19 protein-coding genes are annotated in these 23,031 nt (G+C 72.6%); 7 read left to right on the top strand and 12 right to left on the bottom strand.

Going from position 1 to position 23,031, the window contains the following annotated elements:
• The first annotated feature begins 25 nt into the window (after window positions 1-25).
• From AB0I42_RS32625 to AB0I42_RS32605, 5 genes are all read left to right on the top strand, one after another.
• Window positions 26-1,369, top strand: a complete 1,344-nt coding sequence (locus AB0I42_RS32625; RefSeq protein ID WP_357543523.1) for an ABC transporter substrate-binding protein — start codon at window positions 26-28, stop codon at window positions 1,367-1,369.
• 85 nt (window positions 1,370-1,454) lie between these two features.
• Entirely contained in the window at window positions 1,455-2,519 is a 1,065-nt protein-coding gene (locus AB0I42_RS32620) for a sugar ABC transporter permease (protein ID WP_357543521.1), read from the top strand.
• A 1-nt stretch (window position 2,520) separates the two neighbouring features.
• Window positions 2,521-3,486 carry a carbohydrate ABC transporter permease gene (locus tag AB0I42_RS32615; protein WP_357543519.1) on the top strand — a complete coding sequence of 322 codons (966 nt, stop codon included), beginning with the start codon at window positions 2,521-2,523 and terminating at the stop codon, window positions 3,484-3,486.
• A 40-nt stretch (window positions 3,487-3,526) separates the two neighbouring features.
• A complete protein-coding gene (locus AB0I42_RS32610; protein ID WP_357543517.1) occupies window positions 3,527-4,552 on the top strand; it encodes a LacI family DNA-binding transcriptional regulator in 1,026 nt (341 codons plus the stop codon).
• A gap of 185 nt (window positions 4,553-4,737) precedes the next feature.
• The gene (locus AB0I42_RS32605) at window positions 4,738-6,342 is read left to right on the top strand and encodes an alpha-amylase family glycosyl hydrolase (RefSeq protein WP_357543549.1); all 1,605 of its coding nucleotides are present in this window, start codon (window positions 4,738-4,740) and stop codon (window positions 6,340-6,342) included.
• Window positions 6,343-6,398: 56 nt separating this feature from the next.
• Here the strand turns inward: AB0I42_RS32605 and AB0I42_RS32600 are convergent, their stop codons facing one another.
• From AB0I42_RS32600 to xylA, 4 genes are all read right to left on the bottom strand, one after another.
• Complete coding sequence (locus tag AB0I42_RS32600) at window positions 6,399-6,671, bottom strand: hypothetical protein (RefSeq protein WP_357543515.1); 273 nt, start codon at window positions 6,669-6,671, stop codon at window positions 6,399-6,401.
• Between the two features lie 17 nt (window positions 6,672-6,688).
• Window positions 6,689-8,170 carry an MFS transporter gene (locus AB0I42_RS32595; protein ID WP_357543513.1) on the bottom strand — a complete coding sequence of 494 codons (1,482 nt, stop codon included), beginning with the start codon at window positions 8,168-8,170 and terminating at the stop codon, window positions 6,689-6,691.
• A 64-nt stretch (window positions 8,171-8,234) separates the two neighbouring features.
• Window positions 8,235-9,656, bottom strand: coding sequence for a xylulokinase (gene xylB, locus AB0I42_RS32590; protein ID WP_357543547.1), 1,422 nt, complete (start codon window positions 9,654-9,656; stop codon window positions 8,235-8,237).
• Window positions 9,657-9,787: 131 nt separating this feature from the next.
• Window positions 9,788-10,975, bottom strand: coding sequence for a xylose isomerase (gene xylA / locus AB0I42_RS32585; RefSeq protein WP_357543511.1), 1,188 nt, complete (start codon window positions 10,973-10,975; stop codon window positions 9,788-9,790).
• 74 nt (window positions 10,976-11,049) lie between these two features.
• On the opposite strand from xylA, the gene AB0I42_RS32580 reads away from it, so the two are divergent.
• Window positions 11,050-12,345 carry an ROK family protein gene (locus AB0I42_RS32580; RefSeq protein ID WP_357543509.1) on the top strand — a complete coding sequence of 432 codons (1,296 nt, stop codon included), beginning with the start codon at window positions 11,050-11,052 and terminating at the stop codon, window positions 12,343-12,345.
• A 98-nt stretch (window positions 12,346-12,443) separates the two neighbouring features.
• Here AB0I42_RS32580 and AB0I42_RS32575 read toward each other — a convergent pair whose 3' ends face one another.
• A complete protein-coding gene (locus AB0I42_RS32575) occupies window positions 12,444-12,923 on the bottom strand; it encodes a MarR family transcriptional regulator (RefSeq protein ID WP_357543507.1) in 480 nt (159 codons plus the stop codon).
• A 57-nt stretch (window positions 12,924-12,980) separates the two neighbouring features.
• Here AB0I42_RS32575 and AB0I42_RS32570 point away from each other — a divergent pair, with 57 nt between their 5' ends.
• Complete coding sequence (locus AB0I42_RS32570) at window positions 12,981-14,111, top strand: PP2C family protein-serine/threonine phosphatase (RefSeq protein ID WP_357543505.1); 1,131 nt, start codon at window positions 12,981-12,983, stop codon at window positions 14,109-14,111.
• A gap of 49 nt (window positions 14,112-14,160) precedes the next feature.
• Here the strand turns inward: AB0I42_RS32570 and AB0I42_RS32565 are convergent, their stop codons facing one another.
• From AB0I42_RS32565 to AB0I42_RS32535, 7 genes are all read right to left on the bottom strand, one after another.
• The gene (locus tag AB0I42_RS32565) at window positions 14,161-15,651 is read right to left on the bottom strand and encodes a sugar transferase (protein ID WP_357543503.1); all 1,491 of its coding nucleotides are present in this window, start codon (window positions 15,649-15,651) and stop codon (window positions 14,161-14,163) included.
• 233 nt (window positions 15,652-15,884) lie between these two features.
• On the bottom strand, window positions 15,885-17,618 hold the full coding sequence (locus tag AB0I42_RS32560; protein ID WP_357543501.1) for a substrate-binding domain-containing protein: 1,734 nt from the start codon (window positions 17,616-17,618) through the stop codon (window positions 15,885-15,887).
• Window positions 17,619-17,857: 239 nt separating this feature from the next.
• The gene (locus AB0I42_RS32555; RefSeq protein WP_357543499.1) at window positions 17,858-18,898 is read right to left on the bottom strand and encodes a lactonase family protein; all 1,041 of its coding nucleotides are present in this window, start codon (window positions 18,896-18,898) and stop codon (window positions 17,858-17,860) included.
• Between the two features lie 109 nt (window positions 18,899-19,007).
• On the bottom strand, window positions 19,008-19,610 hold the full coding sequence (locus tag AB0I42_RS32550) for an ATP/GTP-binding protein (RefSeq protein WP_357543497.1): 603 nt from the start codon (window positions 19,608-19,610) through the stop codon (window positions 19,008-19,010).
• Window positions 19,591-19,974 carry a DUF742 domain-containing protein gene (locus AB0I42_RS32545; protein WP_357543495.1) on the bottom strand — a complete coding sequence of 128 codons (384 nt, stop codon included), beginning with the start codon at window positions 19,972-19,974 and terminating at the stop codon, window positions 19,591-19,593. Before AB0I42_RS32545 ends, AB0I42_RS32550 begins: the two co-directional genes overlap by 20 nt.
• Complete coding sequence (locus AB0I42_RS32540) at window positions 19,964-20,392, bottom strand: roadblock/LC7 domain-containing protein (RefSeq protein ID WP_357543493.1); 429 nt, start codon at window positions 20,390-20,392, stop codon at window positions 19,964-19,966. The genes AB0I42_RS32545 and AB0I42_RS32540 overlap by 11 nt, the downstream gene beginning before the upstream one ends.
• Window positions 20,392-22,848, bottom strand: coding sequence for a nitrate- and nitrite sensing domain-containing protein (locus AB0I42_RS32535; protein WP_357543491.1), 2,457 nt, complete (start codon window positions 22,846-22,848; stop codon window positions 20,392-20,394). The genes AB0I42_RS32540 and AB0I42_RS32535 overlap by 1 nt, the downstream gene beginning before the upstream one ends.
• Window positions 22,849-23,031 lie beyond the last annotated feature (183 nt).

Genomic DNA, 23,031 nt, shown 5'->3' with positions numbered 1-23,031 from the left:
GGCGCCGGCAAGGAAGGAGGACGGCATGGCGGTCTTCACCAGACCACGCCAAGCCCTCGTGATCGCCAGCGTGCTCGGCATTGCCCTCAGTGCCGCCGCGTGCTCCAGCGACGACAGCAGCGGTACCGACGCGGACTCCCCGGAGTGCGCCGCGTACGAGCCATACAAGGGACACGACGGCACCGAGGTGACCGTCTACGCGTCGATCCGCGACGCGGAGGCCGATCTGCTTGAACAGTCCTGGGCACAGTTCCAGGACTGCACCGGAATCGAGATCAACTACGAGGGCAGCGGCGAGTTCGAGGCCCAGCTTCCCGTACGCGTCGACGGCGGCAACCCGCCGGACATCGCCCTGATCCCGCAGCCGGGTCTGATCAAGCGCTTCGCCGACGCCGGCAAGCTCAAGCCGACCTCCGCCGAGACCAAGACGATGGCCGAGCAGAACTACCCGGCCGAGTGGCTGAAGTACGGCACCGTCAACGGCCAGTTCTACGGCGCGCCGTTCGGGTCCAACGTGAAGTCCTTCGTCTGGTACTCGCCGAAGACCTTCCAGGAGAAGGGCTACACGGTCCCGACCACCTGGCAGGAGCTGATCGCGCTCAGCGACAAGGTCGTCGCGGACGGCCAGAAGCCGTGGTGCGTCGGCATCGAGTCCGGTGAGGGCACCGGCTGGCCGGCCACCGACTGGATCGAAGACATCATGCTGCGCGAGAACGCCCCTGACGTCTACGACCAGTGGGTCGAGCACGGCATCCCGTTCAACGACCCGCGGGTGGCCGCCGCGTTCGAGCGCGCCGGCTCCATCCTGAAGAACCCGGCGTACGTCAACGCCGGCTACGGCGACGTCAAGAGCATCTCCACCACCTCCTTCCAGGAGAGTGGCCTGCCCATCGTCGAGGGCAAGTGCACCCTGCACCGGCAGGCGTCGTTCTACGCCAACCAGTGGCCGCAGGGCACCCGGGTCGCCGAGGACGGCGACGTCTTCGCCTTCTACTTCCCGCCGGTCGACCCGAGCAAGGGCAAGCCGGTCCTCGGCGGTGGCGAGTTCGCCACGGCGTTCGCCGACCGCCCCGAGGTCCAGGCGTTCCAGACCTACCTCGCCTCGGCCGACCACGCCAACGCCCGCGCCAAGCTGGGCAACTGGGTCTCGGCCAACAAGGGCGTCGACCTGAACAACGTGGCCAACCCGATCGACAAGCTGTCGGTCCAGATCCTCCAGGACAGCAACGCCGTCTTCCGTTTCGACGGCTCGGACCTGATGCCGGCGGCCGTCGGTGCCGGCACGTTCTGGAAGGGCATGATCGACTGGATCAACGGTAAGGACACCGCCAGCACGCTGACCTTCGTCGAGCAATCCTGGCCCCAGTGATTTTCCGGTGGTCCGGCCCGCTCTCGGGCCGGACCACCGTTCCATTGGGCCACCGGCCCGGTAGGTTCCGCGTGCGGGAGGACGCATGGAGTTCGCCGACGAAGCCCCGAAGCTTCTCATGTTGTTGTACGGCCTGGTGGCGTTCGTCGTCGTGGTGGGTGGCTTGCTCCTGCTGCTCGACGCCATCCCCAACTACTTCGCCCGGCGCCGCGAACAGCGGCTGATCGCGGCGAGCACCGCCAAGGGCGGGCCTGGCGGGGACTCCCCCGCCCCGGTCGCCCGCCCCCGCCGCGGGGAGGGGCTCTTCGCCGCCTTCTTCCTGTTCCCGGCAATCGTGCTGCTGCTCATCGGCCTGGTCGTGCCGGCCGTCCGCACCACCCTGCTGTCGTTGATGGACGGCGGCAGCGACAACTGGGTCGGGCTGCGCAACTACGGCTGGATGTTCTCCCAGCCCGAGATCATCGACGTACTGATCAACACCCTGATGTGGGTGGTCCTCGTCCCCCTGCTCGCGACCGGCATGGGGCTGCTGTACGCCGTACTGGTGGACAAGGCCCGGTTCGAGGCCATCGCCAAGTCGCTGATCTTCATGCCGATGGCGATCTCGTTCGTCGGCGCCGGCATCATCTGGAAGTTCGTCTACGCCTACCGCTCCGAGGAGCAGGAGCAGATCGGCCTGCTCAACCAGATCGCGGTGTCCTTCGGCGGCGAACCCAAGCAGTGGCTGCTCAACTCCCCCCTCAACACGCTGCTGCTGATCGCCGTCATGGTCTGGATCCAGGCCGGCTTCGCGATGGTCGTCCTGTCCGCCGCGATCAAGGCCATCCCGGCCGAGATCGTCGAGGCGGCCCGGCTCGACGGCGTCAACGCCTGGCAGATGTTCCGGCGGGTCACCCTCCCCAGCATCCGGCCGGCCCTGATCGTCGTGGTCGTGACGATCTCGATCGCCACCCTCAAGGTCTTCGACATCGTCCGGACCATGACCAACGGCAACTTCAACACCAGCGTGATCGCCAACGAGATGTACAACCAGGCGTTCCGGTTCGGACAGGTCGGGCAGGGCTCCGCGCTGGCGGTGTTCCTCTTCGTCCTGGTGATCCCGATCGTGATCTACCAGATCCGCAACCTGCGCCAGCAGCGGGAGGGCTGACATGACCACCACCACCCCCGCGCCGCCGGTGGCCAAGAGCGGCGCCGACCGGCCGAAGACCGCCGCCGGGCGGGTCCGCAGGCGGCTGAACACCAGGGTCGCGAGCCTCGTCTCGATCGTCATCGCGATGCTGTGGACGCTGCCGACCTTCGGCCTGTTCGTCTCGTCGTTCCGCCCCGAGCAGGAGATCAAGACCACCGGCTGGTGGACCTTCTTCACCGACCCGCAGATCACCTTCGAGAACTACCAGGACGTTCTCTTCGGCCGGTCGTCCTCCGCCGGACAGCTCGCCAGCTACTTCGTCAACTCGGTCGTCATCACCCTGCCGTCGGTGCTGTTCCCGCTGGCCTTCGCCGCGCTGGCGGCGTACGCGCTGGCGTGGATCAACTTCCGGGGCCGGGACTGGGTCTACATCGGCATCTTCGCGCTGCAGATCGTGCCGCTGCAGATGGCCCTCGTACCGCTGCTCAGCTTCTTCTCCCAGGGCGTCAGCGTCGGCGGTGTCCAGATCATGCCGGCCTGGGACCTCGACGACGAGCAACGGTTCATCCAGGTCTGGTTCGCGCACACCTGCTTCGCGCTGCCACTCGCCGTCTTCCTGCTGCACAACTTCATCGCGCAGCTGCCGGGCGACCTGATGGAGGCGGCCCGGGTCGACGGCGCCACCCACCCGAAGATCTTCCGCTCGATCGTGTTGCCGCTGATCACCCCGGCCCTGGCCGCGTTCGGTATCTTCCAGTTTTTGTGGGTATGGAACGACCTGCTGGTCGCCCTGATCTTCGCGGGCGGCGGCAACGAGGCGGCACCGCTGACCGTGCGGCTGGCCGAACTCGCCGGCACCCGGGGCAACGAGTGGCAACGGCTGACCGCGGGCGCGTTCGTCTCGATCGTCGTACCGCTGATCGTGTTCCTGTCCCTCCAGCGCTACTTCGTACGCGGCCTGCTGGCCGGCAGTGTGAAGGGCTGACCGCGGCACCATTGCGCGCGACGGTGGCGGGGGTGGTCCGGTGACCAGGATCGACGACGTGGCCCGCCGGGCCGGCGTCTCCACCGCCACCGTCTCGCGGGCCCTGCGTGGGCTGCCGACGGTGTCGCCGGCCACCCGGGAACGGGTGCTGGAGGCGGCGGCCGAACTCGGCTACACCGCCTCCCCCACCGCCTCCCGGCTGGCCGGCGGCCGCAGCGGGGCGGTCGCGGTGGTGATCCCCCGGGTCACCCGCTGGTTCTTCGCCACGGTCGTCGAGGCCGCCGAGGAGACGCTGCACGAGGCCGGCTACGACCTGCTGCTGTACAACCTCGGCGGCCGCGAGCACGCCCGCCAGCGGCTGCTGCACACCGCCAACCTCCACAAGCGGGTCGACGCCGTGATGCTGGTGGCCACCCCGCTCGGGCCGGCCGACTTCGTGGCGGTCACCAACCTGGCCCTGCCCGGCGTCACGATCAGCTCCGGCACCGCCGTACCCGGGTGGCCGCGGGTGCTGATCGACGACCGGGCGGCCGCCGCAGCCGCGACCGACCATCTGCTCGCCCTCGGGCACCGGCAGATCGCGCACATCTCCGGCGACCCGTCCGACGAACTGGCCTTCACCACCCACATCGACCGGCGGATCGGCCACCGGCGGGCACTGCTCGCCGCCGGTGTGCAGCCCGATCCCCGGCTCGACATCGAGGCCGACTTCACCATCAACGGGGGCAGCCGGGCCACCGCCGAACTGCTGCGCCGTGGCCCGCTGCCCACCGCGATCTTCGCCGCGTGCGACGAGATGGCCTTCGGCGCGATGGCCACGCTGCGGCAGGCCGGGCTGCGGGTGCCCGACGACATCAGCGTCATCGGCATCGACGACCACGACGTGGCCGGCGTCGTCGGGCTCACCACCGTCGCGCAGCCCGCCGCCGAACAGGGCCGGATCGGTGCCCGCCTGCTGCTCGGCCCGCTCGGCCACGGCGATCCCGCCGACGCCGTCGAGCCGCCGGTGATCCTGCCCACTCGGCTGGTCGTACGGGAGTCGACGGCGCCGCCGCGGGCAGGTTGAGAGAGTCGACCGCGCCACGACCGGTCCACCCGGATTCAGCGGCTCGACCAGTACGGTGGAAACAGGTCGATCCGGCACGAACTGACGGGAGTAGCGCCCTGAACACGCACGAAACCTCCGCCACGGATTCCCCGGCCCAGGGTGGGCCCGCCGCCGTCCCGCCCGCCTGGTGGGGTGACGCCGTCATCTACCAGATCTATCCGCGCTCGTTCTCCGACATCGACGGTGACGGCATCGGCGACCTGCCCGGCATCACCGCCCGCCTCGGCCACCTCGTCGAACTCGGGGTCGACGCGGTCTGGCTGTCCCCGTTCTACCCGTCGCCGCAGGCCGACGCCGGCTACGACGTCGCCGACTACCGCGACGTCGACCCGATCTTCGGGCGGCTGGCCGACGCCGACGAGCTGATCGCGCAGGCGCACGCCCGGGGCCTGCGGGTCATCGTCGACCTGGTGCCCAACCACACCTCGTCGGCGCACCCGTGGTTCGTCGAGGCGCTCGCCGCCCCGGCCGGCAGCCCGGCCCGCGCCCGCTACGTCTTCCGCGACGGCAGGGGCACCGACGGCGCCGAGCCGCCGAACACCTGGCGCAGCGTCTTCGGCGGGCCGGCCTGGACCCGGGTGCCGGACCCCGACGGCCGGCCCGGCCAGTGGTACCTGCACCTGTTCGACGTCGGCCAGCCCGACCTCAACTGGGACCTGCCCGAGGTGCGCGCCGAGTTCGAGGACGTCCTGCGGTTCTGGCTCGACCGTGGCGTCGACGGCTTCCGGGTCGACGTGGCGCACGGTCTGGTGAAGCAGGCCGATCTCGCCGACTGGCACTATCCGGAGGAGCCGCTCAGCGGCGGCGGCAGCGAGGGCGTACGGCCGCCGATGTGGGACCAGGACGGCGTACACGAGATCTACCGGGACTGGCGCCGGCTGCTGGACAGCTATCCGGGCGAGCGGATCCTGGTCGCCGAGGCATGGGTGCAGCCGGCCGAGCGGCTGGCCGCCTACGTCCGCCCCGACGAGATGCACCAGGCGTTCAACTTCGAGTACCTGCTGGCGGCCTGGACCGCGCCCGCCCAGTACGCGGTGATCACCCGCTCGCTGGCGGCCACCGACGCGGTCGGGGCACCGACCACCTGGGTGCTGTCCAACCACGACGTCGTACGGCACGCGTCCCGGCTCGGGCTGCCGCCCGGCACGCCCAAGCCGAACGGGATCGGGGCCGGCGACCCGCAGCCGGACGCCGCGGTCGGGCTGCGCCGGGCCCGGGCGGCCACCCTGCTGATGCTCGCCCTGCCCGGATCGGCCTACCTCTACCAGGGCGAGGAACTCGGGCTGCCCGAACACACCACGATGGACGACGACGCCCGGCAGGACCCGACCTGGAAGCGCAGCGGCGGTGCCGAGCGGGGCCGCGACGGCTGCCGGGTACCGATCCCGTGGGAGGCGGACGCGCCGTCGTACGGCTTCGGGCCGACCGACGCCAGTTGGCTGCCGCAGCCGGCGCTGTGGGCCGAGTACGCGCTGGACCGCCAGCGGGAGGTGGCCGGGGCGACGTACGAGATGTACCGGGCTGCGCTGATGCTGCGCCGCGAACACGGTCTCGGCCGGGGCACGCTGTCCTGGGTGGACACCGCCGACGACGTGCTCGCGTTCCGCAACGGCGACCTGCTCGTGGTGACCAACTTCGGGGCCGATCCGGTCGGGTTGCCGGCCGGCACGCAGCCGCTGCTCAGCAGCGGTCCGCTCGACTCCGACGGCGGGGTGCCGACCGACGTCACCGTGTGGGCCCGCGCCTGAGACACGTCGACCGGCCGGTTCCGGGCCCGGGACCGGCCGGTGTGACGAGCGTGCCGTCAGCCGGTCCAGCCGAGCCAGGCCTCCCCGGCCGAGATGGCGCCGAACCAGAACAGCGCCGCCACGACCGGCACCAGCGGCACGTACGCCGGACGGCGGCGCAGCAGCACGATCGCGACGACGAGCAGCCCGGCCCACACCAGCAGCAGGAGCAGCACCGCCCAGCCGGGTGCGAGCAGGCCGCTGGCGGCGTACCAGACGAGGGTGGCGAGATGTGCGACGAGCCCGAACCAGCCGGCGACACGGGCCGGCAGCGGGTGAGCGTTCTGCATGCCGCCAAGCTTGCCGATCAACGGCCGGAAGTGCCCTCGGCCGACCGGTCGGTGCGGTCCGGCCCGGCCCCCGCCGCCCGTGCGGTCAGCAGGTCGTGCACGGCGACGATGTCGCGGGGGGCGGTGCGTGACGCCAGCCAGTACATGATCCCGGTCGGCACGAAGAACAGTTGGAAGGCGGCGAGCCCCACGGCGTAGTTCAGCGGGGGTGGGAACGCCCCGCGCAGTACGCCGAAGACGACGCCGACCAGCCCGTTGCCGGCCGCCCGGCCCACCCCGTTGACCAGGTTGCCGAGGCTGTAGACGGTGCCCCGGTGCTCGGGCGGGTTGACGTCGGCGATCAGGGCGAACCAGTTCGGGGAGTTCGCCGAGGTCAGTGCCAGGGCCAGGACGGCGGCGAGGAAGCTGAGGCCGACCGTCGGCTCGGACACCACGCTGCGCAGCACGGCGGCGGTGACCGCGCCGCCGCCGGCCCCGTCCGGCACGTCGATGCGCATCGGCACAAAGAACAGGGCGACGTAGAACGGCACCGCGGCGAGGATGCCGACCGAGGCCACGATCGCCCGGCCGCGCGGGGTACGCCGTTGCAGCGCGTCGCCGACCAGGCCGCCGACGATGGAGAAGACCCCGCCGAGCTGGAACAGGGTCGCGAAGACGCTGCCGACCACGATCGCGGTGGGCGTCGAGTAGCCCTGGTCGAGGGCCCGCTGCTGGAACAGCACCGGCAGCCAGACCAGTGACCCGAACGCCGCCTGGGCGGTGAGGCCCTGGAGGATCAGCCACACGTTGCTGCGCCGGCCGACGATCTTCGGCAGGTCGGCGCGGCCGATCCGGTAGTCGTAGTCGCCGCCGGCGGAGAGCACACCGGCCAGTTCGGGCTGGCTCGCGCCGCGCCGGATGTCGTACGTGAACAGGTAGGCGGCGGTCGCGGCGAGGCCGACAACGGTGAGCACCAGGAACGGGCGGCGCCAGTCGACGGAACCGAGCAGCCCGGCGACCAGGGTGCCGGTCAGGGTGCCGATGCCCTGCGACAGCCCCCAGAAGCTCATCACCAGGCCACGGCGGCGCGGCGAGATCAGGTCGGTGACGACCGAGAAGCCGACCGACCCGACCGCCCCCAGGCCGATCGCCGCCACGATCTGCGCGACGACGAAGCCGGCGTAGCCGGTGGCCAGCCCGCCGACCGCGCCGCCGGCGAGCGCACTGCCGGCGGTGCCGGCCGCCCACAGCAGGGTGCCGGCGACCAGCAGCGGCTTGCGGTCGGTGCGGTCGCCGACGTACGCCCAGGCGACGGAGGCGACCGCGCTGACGAGGAAGGTGAGTGCGGTGACCAGGCCGAGGGCGCTGACGGGCACGTCGAACGACTCGGAGATCGGCCCGTAGAGCGGTGGGACGAGCCCGATCGCGACGTTGTCGAGCGAGGCGAGGACGACGAAGACGACGACGCTGTAGAACCGGTGGGCCGGGCTGCCCCCACGCGGCCCGACCCCGCTGGTCATCCTCGGCACCGCACCAGGATCACCCACGCCGCCGGCACCGGCAACACCCGGGGCCGGCGACGCGCTAACCGGCGACCGGCCGGTCCCGGACCAGGTCGCGGCTTGCGGCGTACTGCCCGCGGACGTGCGGGGCGGCGGTGGCGACGTACTCCCGGGCCTGGCTCGCCGACCACGGCGGCGGCTCGGCACCGCCCAGGGCGACCCAGGCGGCCTGGCGGGCGGCGCCGTCGGCCACGTATTCGCCGGGCGGCGGGACCAGCACCGGGACGCCGAAGACCTCGGGCGCGATCCGGCGGACCGCCTCGGACCGGGCCCCGCCGCCGACCAGGATCACCCGGTTGACGGCGGCGCCCTGCGCCACCAGGGCGTCCAGCCCGTCGGCGAGGGCGCAGAGCATGCCCTCGACGGCGGCGCGGGCCAGGTGGGCCGGGGTGGCGGTGCGCAGCGTCAGGCCGTGCACCGCGCCGGTCGAGTGTGGACGGTTGGGGGTCCGCTCCCCCTCCAGGTAGGGCACCAGGACCAGGCCGTCGGCGCCGGGCGGCGCCTCCAGGGCCAGGGTGGCGAGGTCGTCGAGGCCGACCCGGAGCATCGTCGCGACCGCATCGAGCACCCGCGCGGCGTTGAGGGTGCAGACCAGCGGCAGGAACCGGCCGGTGGCGTCGGCGAATCCGGCGACCGCGCCGGATTCGTCGGCGGCCGGCCGGTCGGCGACGCTGAAGACCGTGCCGGAGGTGCCGATCGACACCACGACGTCGCCGGGCAGGGCGCCGACCCCGAGCGCGGCGGCGGCGTTGTCGCCGGTGCCGGGGCCGAGCCGGGCGCCGGCCGGCAGGGTGCCGGCCGGGTCGGTCGGGCCGAGCACCCTGGGTACGGCCGGCTCCCGCCCGTCGAAGGCGTGCCGGAGCAGATCGGTGCGGTAGGCGCCGGTGGCCGGCGACCAGTAGCCGGTGCCGCTGGCGTCGCCGCGGTCGGTGCGCAGGGCGTCGAGGCCGGGCGCGCCGGCCAGCCGCCAGGTGAGCCAGTCGTGCGGCAGGCAGACGGCGGCGGTGCGGTCGGCGGCGGCCGGCTCGTGCCGGCTCAGCCAGCGCAGCTTGGTGACGGTCAGGCTGGCGACCGGCACCGATCCGACCGCCTCGGCCCAGGCGCGCCGGCCGGCCCGGTCGCCGCCGAACTCGGCGACGAGGTCGGCGGCGGCACCGGCCGAGCGGGTGTCGTTCCACAGCAGCGCCGGCCGTACCACCTTGCCGTCCTCGTCGAGGCAGACCATGCCGTGCTGCTGGCCGGCGATCGACACGGCGACCACGTCGTCGAGCCCGCCGGCCTGGTCGATCGCCTCCTGGAGTGCCGCCCACCAGGCGGCCGGTTCGACCTCGGTGCCGTCGGGGTGGGCGGCCCGGCCCTGCCGGACCAGCGCGCCGGTCTCGGCGTCGCGGACGACCACCTTGCAGGACTGGGTCGACGAGTCGACTCCGGCGACGTACGGCATGACTGGCCTCCGCATCGACAGATCCGAAACTCTACCCGCTGGCCCGCCCTCTTCCAAGATCACCGTGATCAGGGAGTGGGTACGCCGGCACGCCGGACGTACTCCCTGATCACGGTGATCACGGGTGGGGGTCAGCGGGCGCCGAGGACGTGCTCCACCGCGAGCTGGTTGAGACGTACGAAGCCGAAGCCCTTCGCGGCGACCGCGTCGGCGTCGAGTTCCTCGTACGCCGACCGGTCGGCGATCAGGTCGGCGTAGGTCTCCCCCGGGTTCAGCGTCGGCTCGTTGAGGGCGCCGACCTGGCTGTCGGCCAGCGCCTGCCGCACCTCCGGGTCGGCGCGGAACGCCGCGGCCCGCTCCTTGAGCAGGAGGTAGGTGCGCATGTTGGCGGCCGCCGAGGCCCACACCCCGGCGAAGTCCTCGGTCCGCGACGGCTTGTAGTCGAAGTGCCGGGGGCCGTCGTAGGCCGGCCCGCCGTCCGGGCCGCCGTTCTCCAGCAGGTCGACCAGGGCGAACGCGTTGAGCAGGTCGCCGTGGCCGAAGACGAGGTCCTGGTCGTACTTGATGCCGCGCTGGCCGTTGAGGTCGAGGTGGAACAGCTTGCCGGCCCACAGCGCCTGGGCGATGCCGTGCGCGTAGTTGAGCCCGGCCATCTGCTCGTGCCCGACCTCGGGGTTGAGGCCGACCAGCTCCGGGTGGTCCAGCTCGTTGATGAACGCCAGCGCGTGACCGACGGTCGGCAGCAGGATGTCGCCGCGCGGCTCGTTGGGCTTCGGCTCGATCGCGAACCGGATGTCGTAGCCGCGGTCGAGCACGTAGCCGGCGAGCAGGTTGACCGCCTCGCGGTAGCGGTCGAGCGCGGCCCGGATGTCCTTGGCCACGTCGTACTCGGCGCCCTCGCGGCCACCCCACATCACGAAGGTGCGCGCCCCGAGTTCGGCGGCGAGGTCGATGTTGCGCAGCACCTTGCGCAGGGCGAACCGGCGTACGTCCCGGTCGTTGCTGGTGAACCCGCCGTCCTTGAAGATCGGGTGGGTGAACAGGTTGGTGGTCACCATCGGGACCACCAGGCCGGTCTCGTCGAGCGCCTTGCGGAAGCGGCCGACGTGGTGGTCGCGGGCCGCGTCGTCGGAACCGAACGGGATCAGGTCGTCGTCGTGGAACGTGATGCCGTACGCCCCGAGTTCGGCGAGCCGGTGCACCGCCTCGACCGGGTCGAGCGCGGCCCGGGTCGCGTCGCCGAACGGATCGCGGGCCGGCCACCCCACCGTCCACAGGCCGAAGGAGAACTTGTCAGCGGGCGTGGGCTGGGCTGCCATGGCGACCTCCACGTAACACGTTCGATTTGTTTATTCGTTGAATTATTTGGCGCGGCTATGGCACTGTCAAGGTCATGGCGCAGGCTGGCACACGGTCGGGCAACACCCCGGTGAGGCAGGCCAGCCTGCGCGAACACAACCTCGGCCTGGTCCTGCGACACATCGCGACCGGTCCGCCGACGGCTGGCAGCACCGAAGCGGCCGACGGGACCGTCGGCACCGGCGGGCCGGCCGCGGCGGGCGGGCGGGCGCCGTCGCGGGCCGACATCGCCGCCTCGACCGGGCTGACCCGGGCCACCGTCTCCGCACTCGTCGACGACCTGATCGGTGGCCGGCTGGTCACCGAGGTCGCCCCCGCCCCACGTGCCGGCGCCGGGCGGCCCGCGCTCGGCCTGGTGCTCGCCGGGAACGGGCCGGCCGGGCTCGGGCTGGAGATCAACGTCGACTACCTCGCCGCGTGCGTCGTCGACCTGACCGGCCGGGTCCGGCACCGCGTCGTCCACCGCGCCGACCAGCGCCCGGCCGGGCCCCGGGACGTGCTGGCCCGGATCGCCGACCTCGCCGCCGCCGTACGGGGCGAGGCCGAACGGCAGGGACTGGCGCACGCCGGCACCGCGCTGGCCGTACCCGGGCTGGTCACCGCCGACGGCGTCGTCCGGCTCGCCCCCAACCTCGGCTGGCGCGACGTCGACGTACCCGCCCTCGTGCACGGGCATCCCGCCCTGGCCGGGGCGCCGCTGACCGTCGACAACGAGGCCAACCTGGCCGCCCTCGGCGAACTGCACACCGCCGGTCCGGCCAGCTTCCTCTACGTCTCCGGCGAGATCGGGATCGGCGCCGGCATCGTGCTCGACGGCGCCCTCCTGCGCGGCGCCCGAGGCTGGAGCGGCGAACTGGGCCACGTCGCGGTACGGCCCGACGGCCCGCCGTGCGGCTGCGGCGCCCGGGGCTGCCTGGAGCGGTACGCCGGGCAGGACGCGATCCTGGCCGCCGCCGGCCTGGCCGGCCGGGGCCACACCGCGGACCAGGCCGTCGCCCGGCTGACCAGCCTCGCCGAGGCGGCCGACCCGGCGGCGCTGCGAGCCCTCGCCGACGCCGGTTCGGCCCTCGGCGTCACCGTGGCCGGCGTGATCAACGTGCTCGACGTCGACACCGTCGTGCTGGGCGGTGTCTACGCCCCCCTCACCCCCTGGCTCGGGCCGGCGGTCGAGGACGAGGTCAACCACCGGGTGCTGACCGCCGGCTGGTCACCGGTGACCGTCCGGGCCTCCCGGCTCGGCGGCGACGCGGCGGTGGTGGGTGCGGCCGGATCCGTCGTACGGGCCGTGCTGGACCGGCCGGCCCGCTGGCTGACCGGCGGCCGCCCGTGACCGGCGAGGCGCCGCCCGGCCGTGACGGTGCCCGCCGGCCGTGACCAGTGCGGCGCCCACCCGGCCGTGACCGGCGAGGCGCCCGCCCGGATCGGGGTTCAGGCCGAACGGGCCTCGTCCTCGGCCGTCTCGGCGCGGGCCGCCGACTCGAACTCACGCAGCCCGCGCAGCAGCGCCTGCTGGCTGCCGGCGCTCATCGCGTCGAGCACCGCCGCCAGCCGTTCCCGCCGGTCCCGGCGCAGCTCGGCGAGCAACGCCTGACCGACCGGGGTCAGGTGCAGCGAGATCTCCCGCCGGTCGGCCCGGCCGGGCACCCGTTCGAGCACCCCAGCCGCGACCAGCCGGTCGCAGAGCCGGCTCGCCGACGACAGGATCATGCCCATGCTCTCGGCCAGCCCGCGTAGGTTGATCCCGTCGTACTGCTCGACGATGATCACCGCGCGCAGCTGTGATCCGGACAACCGGCTGGTGGCCCGCTCACGTGCCGAATCCCACACGGACAGCAACGCTTCCGCCGCGGCGTCCACCTCGGCGGCGATACTCGGTTCCGGCCCGTCTGGACCATGGTGTTCGGCCATGGTGGGCCTGACACTACCCTCGCGGCACCCGCCGCCGGACAAGCCAGGGGGCGGATCATGTACGAGCGGCTGATCGGAGTGCGGCGATCCCTGACCACGGCACCCGCCGACGAGATCGTCGAGTGCCTCGGCGGGGCGCTGGCCAAGGCGTACGGCATCACCGGGACGGAACTTCTCCAGGTCGACTACCGGATCGCCGCGCTCCTGCCGCTCTGCGGGGACGGGCCGGTGACCTCGCCCGGCGACCCGGCCTGGCGCAGCTTCGACCACCAGGCCGAGATCCTCCACGAGGACACGCTCTACCTGCCGGTCACCATGCGCGGCGACCGGATCGGGGTGCTGCGCCTGCGACCCTCACCCGACGACCCGCGACTACGCGGCGAGCTGGCCGAGATCGCCACGTCGCTCGGGCACGAACTGGCCGCCGTACGCTCCAGCACCGACCGGTACTCGGTGGGGGCACGCACCCGCCGGCTGACCCTCGCCGCGGAGATGCAGTGGGAACTGCTTCCCGGCCGCAGCCGGTCCCGGTCGTCGTTCAGCCTCGCCGGCCAACTGGAGCCGGCGTACGCGGTGCGCGGCGACAGCTTCGACTGGGCCGACGACGGGCACCGGGCCTGGCTCGCCACCGTCAACGGCATGGGTGAGGGGGTGACCGCCGCCACCCTGACCACCCTGGCGATCCAGGCACTGCGCAACGCCCGCCGCGCCGGGCTGTCCCTGGCCGACCAGGCGTCCCTGGCCGACCAGGCCGTCTACGCCCACCACCGGGGTGTGCAGCACATCGAGACGCTCCTGCTCGAACTCGACCTGGCCACCGGGAAGGTCCTCGCCGTCGACGCCGGCTCGCCCCGGGTGCTGCTGCTGCGGGAGGGCGAGGTGGTCGAGCAGCGGCTGGAGGCGCAGTTCCCGCTCGGCATGTTCGACGGCACGATCTACCACGCCCAGAGCTTCGACCTGCGGGTCGGTGACCGGCTGTTCGTCCTCAGCGACGGCATCTCCGACGCCACCGCGACGAACACCCGGTACGGGGAGTCGGCGCTGGAGCGGTTCGTCCGGCGTACCCGCCCGCTGGCACCGCTGGAGGCGGTGCGCTCGCTGCTCGGCGACGTGCGTGCCTTCGTCTCCGGCGACCTGGTCGACGACGCCGTGGCCGTCTGCCTCGACTGGACCGGCCCGCAGCACTGACCGCCGCCGCTCCCCCGGGTCCCGGACGGGTGGGGCGGAGCGGCGGGGTTCAGTAGGCGCCGCGGCTGTTGACCACCGCGCCGAAGGTCTTCCAGAGGATGGCGAGGTCGGCGGCGAGCGACCAGTTCTCGACGTAGTAGAGGTCGAGGCGGATGCCGTCCTCCCAGGTCAGGTCGGATCGGCCGCTGACCTGCCACAGGCCGGTCATGCCGGGCTTGACGAGCAGCCGCCGGGCCACGTCGCCGTCGTAGCGGGCCACCTCGGACGGCAGCGGCGGGCGCGGGCCGACCAGGCTCATGTGCCCGAAGAGCACGTTGGCCAGCTGGGGCAGCTCGTCGAGCGACCACTTGCGCAGGAACTTGCCGACCCGGGTGACCCGGGGGTCGTCGCGCATCTTGAACATGAGGCCGTCGGTCTCGTTGCTGGCCGCCAGCTTGGCGAGCAGCGCGTCGGCGTTGACCACCATGGTGCGGAACTTGTAGACGCCGAACTCCTTGCCGCCCTGCCCGACCCGGACCTGCTTGAAGATGACCGGCCCCCGGCTGTCGAGCTTGATGGTCAGCGCGATGACGGCGAGTACGGGCAGCGCCAGGGTGAGCGCGATCAGCGAGAGCGAGCGGTCGACCAGGCCCTTGATGAACTTCCGGGCGCCGCGGAACTCGGGCGCCTCGACGTGGATCAGGGGCAGTCCGGCGACCGGCCGGGTGTGGATGCGCGGGCCGGCGACGTCGGTCAGCGCCGGTGCCAGCACCAGGTCGATGCCGGTGCCCTCGAGCTGCCAGCCGAGCCGGCGCAGCCGGGTGGCGGTGAGTTCGCCGGAGGCGGTGACGGCCACGGTGTCGGCGCCGGTCGCGGCGGCGGCGTCGGGGATGCCCCGGAACGAGCCGACGACCGGTACGTCGCCGAGCCGCTGCGGTACGGGGGCGAGCAGCGCGTCGGGGATGCAGGCGCCGACCACCTCGTAGCCGGCGTACGGCTCGCGGCGCAGGGTGTGCACGAGTTCGAGCACGTGGGCGGTGTCACCGACGACGAGCACCTGCCGGGACCAGCCGGCGCCCCGCGAGCGGGCCCGGTGCAGCCGTTTGCGGGCGGCGAACCTGGCCACCAGCATTCCGGCGATGCCGAGCGCGAACGAGAGGGCGAGGAAGCCGCGGGCGACCCCGACGTCGGCGATGTATCCGGCGATCGCCACGGTGGCGGCGAGCCGGAGGCTGGCCGAGGTGACCCGACGGTATTCGTCGGCGCCGTAGCCGAGCACCCGGTCGTCGTAGCAGTGCAGCAGCTTGAGCGAGAGCAGCCACACGAGCACCAGGGCCGGTCCGACTATCAGGTAGGAGATGTCGGAACCGCGGCCACGTGGTTCGGAGGTGCCGAACCGGATCAGGTAGGCGCCGAGCACCGCCAGCACCAGGACGACCGTGTCCAGGACGAAGATCGCGCGAATGTATGCCCGCTGCCGTATCCGCAGCGATTCGGCGCGGGCCTGCGGCCCGGCGCCCGCCTGGACCGCGGCGGGGCTCGAAAGCGTCGCCGACGACACCAATCCACCCCCAGGTCAGAGAAGTCGACGAAAACCCGGAACATCACCCGGCTCATGAACGCGAGCCGGCTGCTCCGGGCACTCAGTCATCTTTGCCTACGCGGGTACTCGTCCAGACCTTGCGACAAAAAACTGTCACTTGATTGCGGCCATAGGTTCATCCGTGGGAGCAGATCGCAGCCACGGCACCACTCAACGTGATTCGGCATTGTCGTCCATCGCTGAATCGCAGGTCAGCCGGGTGCGGCCGGACGCAGCGCGATCGCCTGGAGGAAGATGTCGCCGATCTTCGCCGGGTCCTCGGTGACGAAGACGCCACCCCCGGTCACCTTGGTGATCGCGTCCAGTTCGTCGCGGCTCACCCCGTCGCCGATGCCGATGATGACGACCTGGATCGGCCGGCGCGGGTCGACGAGCGCCTGCAGGTCGGTGAGCAGCTTCTCCTGCGAGATGCCGTTGTCGTCGTCGTTGCGACCGTCGGTGAGCATGACGACGGAGTTGACCCGCCCGGGCTCCCACCCCTCCTGCATGCTCTCGTACGCCGCCAGCACGGTGTCGTAGAGGCCGGTGTCGCCGTCCGGCTTCGGGGTGATGGCGTTCAGCGAGCTGAGCAGCCTGCTCCGCTGGCTGCTCAGCGGCCCGACGGGCTGCTCCTCGCGGTAGTCCCGCCCGCCGGACAACTCGGTGGAGAAGGTCCACAGCCCGACGGCCCAGGAGTCGTCGAAGAGACCGAGCCCGCGCTGGGCGGCCTGGAGGGTGACCTGCATCCGGGTGGCGCCGCCGGCGGTGGGCACCCGTTGCAGCATCGATCCCGACACATCGATCACCGCCAGCATGCGCGCGGGCAGGGTCACCGCCGTCCAGGTGGACAGGGCGCGCTCGACCGCCGCCGGATCGGGGCCGCGGGCCGGTGCTCCGGGCAGCGCCGACCCGCCGGGGTCCGGTGACGCGCTCGTGCCCGGTGCGGCCGACGGCGGGGACGGCAGCCCGGCCTGTGCCCCGCGCGGCGCCTCGAAGCCCTGGCCCCAGGTGCCGTCCGGGCCACGCAGTCCACGGGCGCCGAGCCGGTCCCGGAACGCCGCGGTGTCGAGCAGCGAGAACAGCCCCTCGGCGGCGGCGGCCCGGGCCGGATCGGTGCCGGGCAGGATCGCGTACGGGTAGTCCAGCGCCATCGACGCCGGCTGCGGGTAGAGCGCGGCGAGCGTGATCGGCGGCCGGGCCGCGTTGTAGGCGATCACGTCCTCCTCGGAGAGCGCGGCAGCGCCCAGCGCGGAGGCGACGGAGGCCGGGTCGGCCGACCGTGGGAAGCGGGCGACCAGGTCCTGACGCAGTGCGGAGCGGCCGGTCGCCAGGGCCCGCAGCGCCGCCGTCGTGGCCTGCTGGGCGCCCTCGCCGGCGGCGCTGGCGGCGGCCCCGAGGGCGAGCAGCAGCGACAGCCCGGCGGAGTCCCGGGTCGGCTCGACGATGCCGGTCCGCAGCTGGGTCCCGGTGGTGATCTGCTGGAGCAGGTCGGCCCAGGTGAGCTGCTTGTCGGGCCAGCCGAACGAGGTGGCGACCGGCTCGGGCATCGCGACCACGACCGGGCTGTGGGCCACCGAGGCGTTGTTGGTCGGGGCGAATCCGGGCGCGGCCGCACTCAGCCGCAGCAGCCAGGTCGACGAGTCGGGCACCCAGACGTCGGGCATGACGGCGGTGCCGCTGGCCCGGCCGACCCCGGCGAGCGAGATGCCGTGCAGTCCGGCGACGGCGGCCGCGACGTCGACCGAGTCGGTGCCGCTGACCGTGACCGCGACGCAGGTGCCGTCGACGGCCGCCCCGTCCTCGACCCACTCGGCCGCGGCGGCCTCGATCACCGGCGCGATCTCGGGTGCGGCGGCGACGTTGAGCGGCACCCGGCCGGAGCAGTCGGCCCCGAGCACGGTCCGGTAGGCGAACCAACCTCCCGCGGCTACGACGACGAGCGCCATCGCGGACGCGATGGCGCTCGTTCCACGGAAGCTTTTTCGCATGCGATGGCGGCCCGGCACGGTCCCCATAGTGCTGAAGCCGCCCGGTGACTGCCACGTACGTTCGGTCGAAAGTTACGGAGGCGGAACCTCGGAGGAAATTTCAGTAACCGCTGGTAGCACCCTGATCCCGGGGCGTTTCAGCAATCGCCCAACCGGAGAATGAGACGACACTTCACACTTATTACGCATAGTGGCCGTCAGGTGGTCGCAAGTACGCAAGTGGGGCTGGGCACCGGGACCGGCTCGCCGAGCGGCGTCGGCACCCCGCTCTCCGCGTCGACGGCGAAGACCCCGATCGTGTCCGAACGCTCGTTGGCGACGTACAGGTGGGTGCCGGTGACGACGAGGTGCCGGGGCCAGTGTCCGCCGCTGCCGACCTCGGCCACCAGCCGTGGTTGCGCGGTGTCCAGCGCGAACACGCTGACCGTGTCGACGCCCCGGTTGCCCACGTAGGCGAAGCGGCCGTCGCCGCGTACGGCGACCTCCGAGGGCTGGACGTGGCCACGCCGTTCGCTGGCCGGGACCCGGGACCGCTCGTGCACGGTGCCGGCGCCATCGGGGCCGTACTCGTGCAGCGTCGCACCGAGTTCCCCGACCAGGAAGAACCGGCCGTCGGGGTGCCGGGCGAGGTGGCGCGGGCCGGTGCCGGGCGAGGTCCGCACCGGGGTGCCGTAGGAGCCGAGCCGCCCGGTGGCCGGGTCGAGCTGGTAGCGGTAGACGGCGTCGGTGCCGAGGTCGACGGTGAGCAGCGGGCCGCCGTCCGGGTCGGGCGAGACCATGTGGACGTGCGGCTCGGCCTGCCGGTCGGGGTCGACGCTGTGCCCGTGGTGCTCGATCAGGTCGGAGCGCGGGCCGGGGACCCCGGCCGGGTCCAGCGGGTGTACGGCCACACTGCCCCCGCCGTAGTTGGCGCTGAACAGGTGGCCGCCGTCGGCGGAGACGGCGAGGTGGCAGGGGTGGGCGCCACCGGTCGGCTGGCTGCCGAGCGGTGCCAGTCCGCCGTCCGGCCCGATGCCCCAGGCGGTGACCACGCCGTCGTCGAGTTCCCCGACGGCGTAGAGCACCGGCAGCCGGGGGTGCCGGGTCAGGAACGACGGTGACGGGGTGGCCGCGACCGTGCCGAGGATGTCGAGCCGGCCGGTACGCGGGTCGCGGCGGGCGGCGACGATACCCTCGCCCCGTCCGCCGCCCTGCGGGGTGTAACACCCGATATGCACCAGTTCGCCACTGTCAGCCACTCGAAGCTCCGTCTTCTGCCTGATCCGCCGCATTGGCCCCGGTTACGATCCAACCAGAACCGGCGGCCGGGCGCCGGGGAAGCATCACTTCGCGCCCCCGCCCCGACGGTCAGTACGCCGGGACCGGATGCCCCCGCCGGCTGGCCACGTACTCCACAAGGGACACCAGCACCGCCTTGCCGGACTGCCGGTCACGGGCGTCGCAGAGCACCACCGGTACCTCCGGGTCGAGGTCCAGGGCGGTGCGGACCGAGTCGGGGCTGAACCGCTGCGCCCCCTCGAAGCAGTTGACACCGACGACGAACGGCGTACCCCGCTGCTCGAAGTAGTCGACCGATGGGAAGCAGTCGGCGAGCCGCCGGGTGTCGGCGAGCACGACCGCGCCGAGCGCCCCGAACGACAACTCGTCCCACAGGAACCAGAACCGGTCCTGCCCGGGCGTGCCGAAGAGATAGACCTGGAGGTCGGAGTTGATGGTGATCCGGCCGAAGTCCATCGCCACGGTCGTCGTGTTCTTGGCCTCGACGCCGGTCAGGTCGTCGGTGTCGATGCCCGCGTCGGTGAGGACCTCTTCGGTCTGCAACGGCCGGATCTCGCTCACCGAGCCCACCAGCGTCGTCTTGCCCACCCCGAAACCACCCGCGATGAGGATCTTCAGCGCGAGCGGGATGCGCGGGCCGGTGCCCCGCCGGTCAGAGCGCACGGAGTCCATTGACCACCGCCTTGAGAATTTTGTCGTCGGGGAAGTTGGCCGCCGGCTGCGGCTCGTACATGGCGATCAGCCCCTCGGCGAGCAGGTCGCCGAGCAGCACCCGGACGACGCCGAGCGCCAGGTCGACCTGGGCGGCCAGTTCGGCCACCGAGATCGGCTGCTGGGAGTTGCCGAGAATCGCGTGGTGCTCGGGTTGCAGCCGGGGGTCCGCCGTGGCCGGCGGCGCACCCGCGACCACGAAGGCGACCACGTCGAACCCGCCAGCGGCCGGGCGGGCCCGGCCGGCGGTCACCGTGTACGGCCGTACCACCGGCCCGGCGTCGCCGTCGAGCCAGTGATGCGGATCCGATGTGTCACCGCGCATCGGAGTGCACCGCCGGTGGCCGGGTCGGCGAACTCAGGTTCTGCCCGACCCGGGTGACCAGCATCGCCATCTCGTACGCGATCAGGCCGATGTCCGCGTCGGTGGTGCTGAGCACCGCCAGGCAGGCGCCCTGCCCCGCGGCGGTCACGAACAGGTAGGCCGACTCCATCTCCACCACGGTCTGGCGGACCGGGCCGGCGGCGAAGTGCCGGCTGGCCCCCTTGGCCAGGCTCTGGAAGCCGGCGGCCATGGCCGACAGGTGCTCGGCGTCCTCCCGGCTCAACTCGCTCGACGAGCCCATCAGCAGGCCGTCGGCCGAGAGCACCACGGCCTGCGAAGCTGACGGCACACGCTCGATGAGATCGTCGAGCAGCCAGTCGAGATTCGAGGCAGACCTGGTCGGGTGCGGATACACCACTACGCGTTCCTTTCGGAATCGGCTGGCGCCCCGTCGGGCACCGCGGTGCCGTCGGGGGCGGCCGGAGCGGGCGGCACCGGCTGGGATTCGGTCACCGGACCGGGCTGGCCGGCCGGTGGATTCGTCAGGTCCTCGGATTCGCGCCGGCCCCGGGCGGTGCCCGCCTGCAGCGCCGACATCCTCGCCCGGACCTCCTCGGGGCACCGGTCGCGCACCTCGCTGGCGAGACCGGCCAGGTCGCCGGTCGCGGAGGCCCGGAGCTGCGGCGCGAGGCTGGTCTGGCGGACCCGGCGGGGCAGCCCGTCGTCGCCGACCGGCGTCGCCGGCGCCACCGGACCCCGTGGCGTGGGCGACGGCATCTCCCGGCGTGGCGAGGGCTGGGTCGGTACGGCGGTGAGCCGGGTCGTCGTACGGATCCGCCGCTCGGGCTCGGCGGGGGCGGCCGCGGACGGTCCGGCCGGCAGCAGCATCGGGCTCGGCCGGCGGGCCGGGTCCAGTGCCTTGACCTCCATGGTGTCGACGTCGACCGCCGGCTGTCCCCCGGCCCGGCCGGGCAGCGCCCGGGCGCCGGGGGCGACGACGACGAGTTCCGTCGGCAGCAGCGCGACCGCGGTCACCCCGCCGTACGGCGACGGCCGCAACTGCACCCGGATGCCGTGCCGCGCGCTGAGCTTGGCGACCACGAAGAGCCCGAGCCGGGCGCTGTTGGCCGGGTCGAAGTCGGGCGGCTCGGCCAGCCGCCGGTTGGCCTCGGCGAGGGCGTCCGGCACCATGCCGAGGCCACGGTCCTCGACCTCGATCGCGTAGCCGTTGGGCACCTCCTGGCCGGCGACCTGCACCCGGGTGTGCGGCGGGGAGAACGAGGTCGCGTTCTCGATCAGCTCGGCGAGCAGGTGGGTGAGGTCGGCGACGGCGCGGCCGACCACCGACACCGGCTGGATGGCGTGTACGTCGACGCGGACGTACTCCTCCACCTCGGACACCGCACCGCGCACCACGTCGATCATCGGCACCGGGTTGCGCCACCCCCGGCCGGGCACGGCACCGGCGAGGATCACCAGGTCCTCGGCGTGCCGCCGCATCCGGGTGGCCATGTGGTCGACCCGGAAGAGATCTTCCAGCTCGTCGGGGTTGGTGGTGCGCCGCTCCATCTTGTCGAGCAGCGCGAGCTGGCGGTGCAGCAGCGTCTGGCTGCGCCGGGCGATGTTGAGGAAGACCTCGTTGAGGCCACGGCGCAGGTCCGCCTCGTCGACCGCGGAGCGCACCGCCCGCCGGTGCACCTGGTCGAACGCCCGGCCGACCTGGCCGATCTCGTCGCTGCCGTACTCCTGCACCGGCGTCTCGGCCTCGACGTCGACGTCCTCGCCACGACGCAGCCGCGTGACGACGTTCGGCAGCCGCCGGTCGGCGATCTCCAGCGCGGACTCCTGGAGGTCGCCCAGCCGACGGATCAGCTGCCGGCCGACCCGCAACGCGATGAACAGCGAGATCGCGACCGCGATCAGCCCGAGTACGGCGGCCAGGGCCAGCCGGACCAGGATGTCGACGGCGACCGGCACGGTGCGCCGCTCCAGCGTGGTCGAGGCGGTCGACTCGAAGTCGCGCAGCTGCTCCTGCGCCGAGTCGTAGGTGGCGGCCCAGTTGCCCGGGTCGACCGGGGAGACCGCGCCGGTACGCCCCTCGGCGATGAGCCGGTCCTCCAGGTTCTGCAGCCGGACGAACGTCTCGCCCTCGACGAGGCGCAGGTAGGTGGCCCGGTCCTCGGAGTTGAGATCGGCGACCGCGGCTCCGTAGAGGTGGCGCTTGGTGCCGAGGATCTGCACGAGCTGGCCGTGCTCGCCGTCGGCGAACCGGCCGGCGGTGAACACCCCGGCGAGCAGCGCGTCGGCCTGGCCGAGCACCTCGCGGGCCTGGCCGAGCGACGTCAGCGCGCGTACCTCGCTGTTGATCTGGTCGTCGGGCAGGGCGGCGAGGGCGCTGAAGGTGCGGAACGCCGCGTCGATGGTGCTGGTGTAGAGGCCGAGGGCCCCGGTGCGGTCCAGGTCGCGCCGGTCGATGAAGCCGCGCCCGGACGGCAGCGTGTCGAGGGCGGTGGCGAGCTGGCCGAGGCGGGCGTTGAGGGTGGGGTCGACGCCGGCGCGGAAGTCGGGGTTCAGCGCCCGGCGGCGGAACTCGGCGATCGCCCGGTCGGTGCTGACCCGCTGCTGGCCCAGCTCGGTGGTGTCGGTGTCGCCGGCCAGGTAGACCAGGGACAGCCGCCGCTCGCGTTGCAGCTCCGACACCATGGCCTGGCCGGGGAAGCCCAGGTCGTTGAGCAGCGACTGGGCGCTGAGCAGGCTCAGCGCCGGCCCGACCGTGAGCGTGGTGGCGAAAATCCACAGTGCGAGGAGCGCGGCGAGCGGCACGGTGACCAGGGCCACGATCTTCGACCGGATCGACCAGTTGCGGGTAATCATCAGACCTCGCCCTAGGGGATACGGCAGGACCCGGCGCGTGCGCCTTGGGCAGGATACGGAATCCAGGGCCTCGGCACTACCACCAATGATCGATCCGTACCGTTTCGTCGATGGATTGATATCTCGACTTTCGACCGATTCGATCCGGTTTAGCCCATCGATGACAACTGGTTGGCCGGAGGG

Origin of the sequence: Polymorphospora sp. NPDC050346, from assembly GCF_040655695.1 — a bacterium.
In the GTDB taxonomy this organism is placed as follows: Bacteria; Actinomycetota; Actinomycetes; order Mycobacteriales; family Micromonosporaceae; genus Polymorphospora; species Polymorphospora lycopeni.
This window is presented reverse-complemented; position numbering and strand designations above follow the sequence as displayed.

Excerpts from the sequence above, each read along its gene's own strand:
- AB0I42_RS32625 (WP_357543523.1), top strand. The coding sequence starts at position 26 with ATGGCGGTCTTCACCAGACCACGCCAAGCCCTCGTGATCGCCAGCGTG.
- AB0I42_RS32620 (WP_357543521.1), top strand. The coding sequence starts at position 1,455 with ATGGAGTTCGCCGACGAAGCCCCGAAGCTTCTCATGTTGTTGTACGGC.
- AB0I42_RS32615 (WP_357543519.1), top strand. The coding sequence starts at position 2,521 with ATGACCACCACCACCCCCGCGCCGCCGGTGGCCAAGAGCGGCGCCGAC.
- AB0I42_RS32600 (WP_357543515.1), bottom strand. The coding sequence starts at position 6,671 with ATGCAGAACGCTCACCCGCTGCCGGCCCGTGTCGCCGGCTGGTTCGGG.
- AB0I42_RS32595 (WP_357543513.1), bottom strand. The coding sequence starts at position 8,170 with ATGACCAGCGGGGTCGGGCCGCGTGGGGGCAGCCCGGCCCACCGGTTC.
- xylB (WP_357543547.1), bottom strand. The coding sequence starts at position 9,656 with ATGCCGTACGTCGCCGGAGTCGACTCGTCGACCCAGTCCTGCAAGGTG.
- xylA (WP_357543511.1), bottom strand. The coding sequence starts at position 10,975 with ATGGCAGCCCAGCCCACGCCCGCTGACAAGTTCTCCTTCGGCCTGTGG.
- AB0I42_RS32580 (WP_357543509.1), top strand. The coding sequence starts at position 11,050 with ATGGCGCAGGCTGGCACACGGTCGGGCAACACCCCGGTGAGGCAGGCC.
- AB0I42_RS32575 (WP_357543507.1), bottom strand. The coding sequence starts at position 12,923 with ATGGCCGAACACCATGGTCCAGACGGGCCGGAACCGAGTATCGCCGCC.
- AB0I42_RS32570 (WP_357543505.1), top strand. The coding sequence starts at position 12,981 with ATGTACGAGCGGCTGATCGGAGTGCGGCGATCCCTGACCACGGCACCC.
- AB0I42_RS32560 (WP_357543501.1), bottom strand. The coding sequence starts at position 17,618 with ATGGCGCTCGTCGTCGTAGCCGCGGGAGGTTGGTTCGCCTACCGGACC.
- AB0I42_RS32550 (WP_357543497.1), bottom strand. The coding sequence starts at position 19,610 with ATGGACTCCGTGCGCTCTGACCGGCGGGGCACCGGCCCGCGCATCCCG.
- AB0I42_RS32545 (WP_357543495.1), bottom strand. The coding sequence starts at position 19,974 with ATGCGCGGTGACACATCGGATCCGCATCACTGGCTCGACGGCGACGCC.
- AB0I42_RS32535 (WP_357543491.1), bottom strand. The coding sequence starts at position 22,848 with ATGATTACCCGCAACTGGTCGATCCGGTCGAAGATCGTGGCCCTGGTC.